The 6,401-nt window shown below is 71.7% G+C and carries 7 protein-coding genes; 3 read left to right on the forward strand and 4 right to left on the reverse strand.

The features are described from left to right. Window positions 1-185 precede the first annotated feature (185 nt). From rsrA to AB0A61_RS20825, 4 genes are all read right to left on the reverse strand, one after another. Window positions 186-500 carry a mycothiol system anti-sigma-R factor gene (gene rsrA / locus AB0A61_RS20810; protein WP_361293916.1) on the reverse strand — a complete coding sequence of 105 codons (315 nt, stop codon included), beginning with the start codon at window positions 498-500 and terminating at the stop codon, window positions 186-188. Further along, window positions 497-1,192: an RNA polymerase sigma factor SigR gene (gene sigR, locus AB0A61_RS20815; RefSeq protein WP_361293919.1), complete on the reverse strand. Its 696-nt coding sequence runs from the start codon at window positions 1,190-1,192 to the stop codon at window positions 497-499. Before sigR ends, rsrA begins: the two co-directional genes overlap by 4 nt. A gap of 284 nt (window positions 1,193-1,476) precedes the next feature. Continuing rightward, window positions 1,477-2,091, reverse strand: coding sequence for an alpha/beta family hydrolase (locus AB0A61_RS20820; RefSeq protein ID WP_361294366.1), 615 nt, complete (start codon window positions 2,089-2,091; stop codon window positions 1,477-1,479). A 192-nt stretch (window positions 2,092-2,283) separates the two neighbouring features. Continuing rightward, complete coding sequence (locus tag AB0A61_RS20825) at window positions 2,284-3,099, reverse strand: SOS response-associated peptidase (RefSeq protein WP_361293922.1); 816 nt, start codon at window positions 3,097-3,099, stop codon at window positions 2,284-2,286. Window positions 3,100-3,150: 51 nt separating this feature from the next. Between AB0A61_RS20825 and AB0A61_RS20830 the strand changes: the two genes are divergently transcribed. The 3 genes from AB0A61_RS20830 (at window position 3,151) to rsgA (ending at window position 6,343) form a co-directional block, all read left to right on the forward strand. Further along, entirely contained in the window at window positions 3,151-3,873 is a 723-nt protein-coding gene (locus AB0A61_RS20830; protein WP_361293925.1) for a M50 family metallopeptidase, read from the forward strand. 120 nt (window positions 3,874-3,993) lie between these two features. Continuing rightward, entirely contained in the window at window positions 3,994-5,319 is a 1,326-nt protein-coding gene (gene aroA, locus AB0A61_RS20835; RefSeq protein ID WP_361293928.1) for a 3-phosphoshikimate 1-carboxyvinyltransferase, read from the forward strand. Between the two features lie 13 nt (window positions 5,320-5,332). Further along, on the forward strand, window positions 5,333-6,343 hold the full coding sequence (gene rsgA / locus AB0A61_RS20840; protein ID WP_361293931.1) for a ribosome small subunit-dependent GTPase A: 1,011 nt from the start codon (window positions 5,333-5,335) through the stop codon (window positions 6,341-6,343). Window positions 6,344-6,401 lie beyond the last annotated feature (58 nt).

The raw sequence follows: 6,401 nt of genomic DNA on the forward strand, positions 1-6,401 counted from the left end.
GGTCATGTCCCCGGTCGTGCCTGTCCAGGGCACCGCAGCCTAGGGCGGGCAGGGGGCAGTCCGTGGGCCGATAACCCGCGGATTAGCACGTTCGGGTGAAGGGCGGGCAGTCCGGACACGGCCGGAACAGCCCGAAGGCGCGGTCAGGCACGGTCGGTCAAAGGGGCGGTCATCCCAGGGCGCGGTCAGGACTCCTGCGGCGTCACCGGAGACGCGGTCATGTCACGCTCGGGCGGCACGGGCTGGCCGGAGCGGATGAGGTCGATCCGGCCCATGACCTTGGCCCGCAGGTCGGCCGGCACGTCGTCATGCCCGCAGCACCGCTTGACCAGCTTCTTCACGGCCTGCTCCAGGCCGTACTTCTCCAGGCACGGCGAGCACTCCTCGAAGTGGTGCTCGAACTTGGTGCGATCGACTTCCGGCATCTCACTGTCGAGGAACTCGTACAGATGATCGAGTACCTCACTGCAGTCCGTCTCGTGCGGCTCTCCGCAGCTCATGAGCCCGAGCCTTTCGCTTCGTTCGACTCTCCGGCGCCGGCCGGGACCAGCCCGCGCTCGCGGGCGTAGTCCTCGAGCATGCCGCGCAGTTGACGGCGGCCCCGGTGCAGCCGGGACATCACCGTACCGATGGGGGTCCCCATGATGTCCGCGATCTCCTTGTACGCAAAGCCCTCTACGTCCGCGAGATACACGGCGATGCGGAATTCCTCGGGGATCGCCTGGAGCGCTTCCTTCACGTCCGAGTCGGGCAGGTGGTCGAGCGCCTGCGACTCCGCGGAGCGCAGACCCGTCGACATGTGCGACTCGGCACGGGCGAGCTGCCAGTCCTCGATCTCCTCGGCCGCGCTGCGCTGCGGTTCGCGCTGCTTCTTGCGGTAGGAGTTGATGAAGGTGTTGGTGAGGATCCGGTACAGCCAGGCCTTGAGGTTGGTGCCTTCACGGAACTGGTGGAAGGACGCGTACGCCTTCGCGTACGTCTCCTGCACCAGGTCCTCGGCGTCGGCGGGGTTGCGCGTCATGCGCAGCGCGGCCGAGTACATCTGGTCGAGGAATTCGAGCGCGTCCCGCTCGAAGCGCGCACTGCGCTCGGCGGCCGACCCCGCGCCCGTGTCCGCGCTCATGCCCCGGCCCTCGGGCTGCTCCGCCTGGCCGTTGTCGGTCCCTGCGTCGGTACCGGGAACCGGACCCACCTCCTCAAGCGATGTCGGGAAACCGAAAGCGGTCCCACTCGAATCGGAGGATAGACGACCTGTGGTCGGGGGCGCTTGCCGATTCTTTCCGCCCGCCGCCCGGCCAGAGGCCGTCTTGGCCGCGTGCAGCACCGTCCAGTCCAGGTCAGTGCGGCTGCTGCGGCTCGGGCAGATGATCGAACCCATGCGGCGGACTTCCTCTCCTACGACGACGGTGCCGGCGACCAGCACTTCTGTCCGCCTCAACAGTGGCCGTGCGCCCGGCATTCCCGCGCTCCCACACGTCACCCGAGTGACACGGCCCACTGGACGACACCCTCGGTGATGACCTCCAGCGCCTCCTCCTGCGTGAGGTCCGCCCGCTTCGGCACGGCGAACCCGTGATCGCCGTGGGGCACCTCGATCAGCTCGTAGTCGCCCTCGGGGAACTCCTCCGGCCGCCCGAAGGGGTCGTTGCCCCCCTGGACGACCAGGGTGGACACCCTGGTTCCGAGCAGTTCGTCGGCCCGCGACTTCTCCGGGCGGCCCGGCGGGTGCAGCGGGAAGCTGAGAGCGAGGACGGCGTGCGCGCCGAGCTCGGTCGCCGTGCGGCAGGCCACCCGCGCGCCCGCGCTGCGTCCGCCCGAGATCACCGGGAGCCCGGAGGCGGCGAGCGCCGGCCAGACGCCCCGCCAGCCGGTGTCGAGGGTCCTGGGCGCCGGGGCGACCTTCCTGCCGGCCACGCGCCAGGGCTGCTCGACGAGCGCGACGGTCACCCCGTGCCCGGGCAGCGTCTGTGCCAGGGCACGGAGGTCGCGGGCCTCGATACCGCCGCCTGCGCCGTGGCTCACGGCCAGGACCAGGCGGGCCCGGTCGGCCCGGTGCCAGGTGACGCGGGCAGTTCCGGCGTCGGTCTCGATCGTCTCGGTCGTCTCGGTCGTCTCGGTCGTCTCGGTCGTCTCGGTCGTCTCGGTCGTCTCGGTCGTCTCGGTCGTCTCGGTCGTCTCGGTTGTCTCGTTGGTTGCGCTTGTCACGTCCGCCGCGCCCACACCCTCACGCCGGTCACATCCGTCACTTTCGAGGCATCCGTCACCTTCATTGCATCCGTCACATCAGAAGAGTGTGCCTTCCTCGGGCGCCGCGAGCTCCTTCAGCAGCTCCGGCCCGTTGTTGCGGACGCTGCTGACGGCCGTGGACACCGGGTAGGCGCGCATCCGGCCGGGAGCGGGCGGGGCGAGCAGTTCGCGCAGGTCGTCGGCGTCCGTACGCGCCGGGTCCAGCCAGGCGTCCCAGCGGTCCGGCGTCAGCATCAGGGGCATCCGGGGATGGATGTCGGCCAGCGAGCGCGGGCCCTCGGCCGGGGCCACGGCCAGCGGGGTCTTCTCCGCCTCCGTGGTGATCACCGAGCAGGTGACCCACCAGGCCCGCGGGTGGTCTTCGGGCAGCGTCCGGTCCCGCCAGAACTCGTAGAGCCCCGCCATCGCGAACACGGACCCGTCCGCCGGGGTCACGAAGTAAGGCTGCTTGCGCGGCCGCTTCCGCCTGCCCTCGACCTCCAGCTCCCGCTCCTCGGTGCCGGTGACCCACTCGTAGTAGCCGTCGGCGGGCAGGATGCAGCGCCGGGAGGTGAAGGCGCGGCGGTACGACGGCTTCTCGTGCACCGTCTCCGCGCGCGCGTTGATCATCCGGGCACCGCCCTCGGGGCTCTTCGCCCAGGACGGGACCAGTCCCCACTTCAGCTTCCGCAGCTGCCGAACCGGGCGCGGGTCGGCGGCGTCCTTCAGGGGACGGTCCAGTACGGCGTGGACCTCCTTGGTGGGAGCCACGTTGTAGTCGGGCTCCAAGATCTCCTCGGGCTCCCACTTCTCGACCTCAAAGATTCCTGCGAGATCCTCGGGCCTGCGACTCGCTGCATACCGTCCGCACATGCGTGCAACACTGCCATGCCCCGTACCAGGAGAGGGAGCCACTCGGAAAACATGGACAGGACCGCATCCATCGCGCTGCCCGACCTCTGGGACCGTCTGGTCGGCACCCAGCCCGACCCCAACCTGTGGGTGGTGGTGGCCACCATGGTCGCCGCGCTCGCCGTGGTCGTACCGCACACCGTGTGGCGTGTGTCCCGCAATGCGATCACCATTGCCCACGAGGGCGGCCACGGGCTGGTGGCGCTGCTCACCGGCCGCACCCTGACCGGCATACGCCTGCACTCCGACACCAGCGGCCTGACCGTCAGCCGCGGCAAGCCGTACGGCATCGGCATGATCCTCACCGCGGCCGCCGGCTACACCGCTCCCCCGCTGCTGGGCCTCGGCGGCGCCGCCCTGCTCGCCGCCGGTCACATCACGCTGCTGCTGTGGCTGGCCACGGCGCTGCTGGTGGCGATGCTCGTCATGATCCGCAACGCCTACGGGGCACTGACCGTGATCCTCACGGGTGGCGCGTTCCTGCTGGTGTCGTGGCTGACCGGGCCGCAGGTGCAGGCGGCGTTCGCGTACGCGGTGGTGTGGTTCCTGCTGCTCGGCGGGGTGCGCCCGGCCTTCGAACTGCAGGCCAAACGGGTCCGCGGGGGCGCCGGGGACTCGGACGCGGACCAGTTGTCGCGCCTGACGCACGTACCGGCGGGACTGTGGCTGTTCCTGTTCCACGCCGTGTCGCTGTGCTCCCTGATGGGCGGCGGCCGCTGGCTGCTGGAGGGGTGACGCACCCCGCGGGGCGGCGACCGACGCGCGGGGGGGGCCGATCGGTGGCTCCGCCCCGCGGGCGCGACCAGCCACAACGGCGACGCACCCGGACCACGGCCGACCACTAAAGTGGGGGCCATGGCCCCGAACGACGCACCCACCGCCCTCTGGCCCGCCCCGCACGCGAGCGGAGCCGTCGACGCGACGGTCCACGTGCCCGGGTCCAAGTCGGTCACCAACCGCGCACTCGTGCTCGCCGCCCTGGCCTCCGAGCCGGGCTGGCTGCGCCGCCCGCTGCGCTCCCGCGACACGCTGCTGATGGCCGGCGCGCTGCGCGCCATGGGCGTCGGCATCGACGAGGGAGTCGGCCCGGACGGCACCGGCGAGGCCTGGCGGGTGATCCCCGCGGGCCTGCGCGGCCCGGCCACGATCGACGTGGGCAACGCCGGCACGGTGATGCGCTTCCTGCCGCCGGTCGCCGCGCTGGCCAACGGCCCCATCCGCTTCGACGGCGACCCGCGGTCCTACGAGCGTCCCCTGGACGGGGTCATCGACGCGCTGCGCGTCCTCGGCGCCCGGATCGACGACGACGGCCGCGGCGCGCTGCCGATGACCGTGCACGGCGGGGGTGCGCTGGACGGTGGGCCGGTGGAGATCGACGCCTCCTCCTCGTCCCAGTTCGTCAGCGCCCTGCTGCTGTCCGGCCCGCGTTTCAACCAGGGCGTCGAGGTGCGTCACATCGGCTCGACCCTGCCGTCCATGCCGCACATCCGGATGACCGTCGACATGCTGCGCGCGGTCGGCGCCCAGGTGGACACCCCCGAGTCGGGCGGCGAGCCGAACGTCTGGCGGGTCACGCCCGGCGCCGTGCTCGGCCGGGACCTGACCGTCGAGCCCGACCTGTCCAACGCGCAGCCGTTCCTGGCGGCCGCGCTGGTGACCGGCGGCAAGGTGATCGTGCCGGACTGGCCGGCCCGGACGACCCAGCCGGGTGACCGGCTGCGGCAGATCTTCACCGAGATGGGTGGTTCCTGCGAACTGACCGACTACGGCCTGGAGTTCACCGGCTCGGGGGCCGTACACGGCATCGACGTGGACCTGAGCGAGGTCGGCGAGCTGACGCCGGGCATCGCGGCCGTCGCCGCCCTCGCGGACTCCCCCTCGACCCTGCGCGGCGTCGCGCACCTGCGGATGCACGAGACGGACCGCCTGGCCGCGCTGACCAAGGAGATCAACGAACTCGGCGGTGACGTGACGGAGACGGCCGACGGCCTGCACATCCGCCCCCGCCCGCTGCACGGCGGGGTCTTCCACACCTACGAGGACCACCGCATGGCGACGGCCGGCGCGATCATCGGCCTGGTCGTCCCGGGGGTGCGGATCGAGAACGTGGCGACGACCGCCAAGACCCTGCCGGACTTCCCCGAACTGTGGACCGGGATGCTCGGGAGCGACAGGACGTAGGGGACTCATCGCCATGCGCCGCTACGGCAAGCACACCGACGAGGACGACATCCGCACCCGGCCCAACCGCCGCGGCAACCGGCCCCGCACCCACATCCGTCCCAAGCACGAGGACGCGGCCGAGGGCATGGTCCTCACCGTCGACCGGGGCCGGCTGACGTGTCTGGTGAACGGCCGCACGATCATGGCGATGAAGGCCCGTGAACTGGGCCGCAAGGCCGCGGTGGTGGGCGATCGGGTCGCCCTGGTGGGCGACCTGTCCGGCGCGAAGGACACCCTCGCGCGCATCGTCCGCATCGAGGAACGCACGTCCCTCCTGCGCCGCACGGCGGACGACGACGACCCCTACGAGCGCGTGGTGGTCGCCAACGCCGACCAGTTGGCCATCGTCACGGCCCTCGCCGACCCCGAGCCGCGCCCGCGCCTCATCGACCGCTGCCTGGTGGCCGCGTACGACGGCGGCCTGGAGCCGCTGCTGGTGATGACCAAGTCGGACCTGGCCCCGCCGGACGAACTCCTCGATCTGTACGGTGCGTTGGACATCCCGTACGTCGTCACCAGCCGCGAGGAGCTGGAGAGCGGTGACGCGGCGGACCGCGTTCGTGAGCATCTCGACGGAAAGATCACGGCCTTCGTGGGCCACTCCGGCGTCGGCAAGACGACCCTGGTGAACGCGCTGGTGCCGAAGGAACGGCGGCGCACGACCGGGCACGTCAACGCGGTGACCGGCCGCGGGCGGCACACGACCACGTCGGCGCTCGCGCTGCCGCTGACGGCCACGGAGGGCTGGGCCATCGACACCCCGGGCGTGCGGTCCTTCGGACTGGCCCACATCGATCCCTCCCGGGTCATCCACGCCTTCCCGGACCTGGAGCCGGGCACGGAGGGCTGCCCACGCGCGTGCAGTCACGACGAGCCGGACTGCGCGCTGGACGAGTGGGTCGCCGAGGGGCACGCGGACCCGGCGCGCCTGTACTCCCTGCGCCGGCTGCTGGCCACCAGGGAGCGGAAGGAAGGCGACTGACCTCCGCCTTGTCCGCGGAGGCCGACCTCCACGTTGTCCGCGGGGGCCTGACCTCCGC

It is taken from the genome of Streptomyces sp. NPDC046197 (assembly GCF_040646295.1).
In the GTDB taxonomy this organism is placed as follows: domain Bacteria; phylum Actinomycetota; class Actinomycetes; order Streptomycetales; family Streptomycetaceae; genus Streptomyces.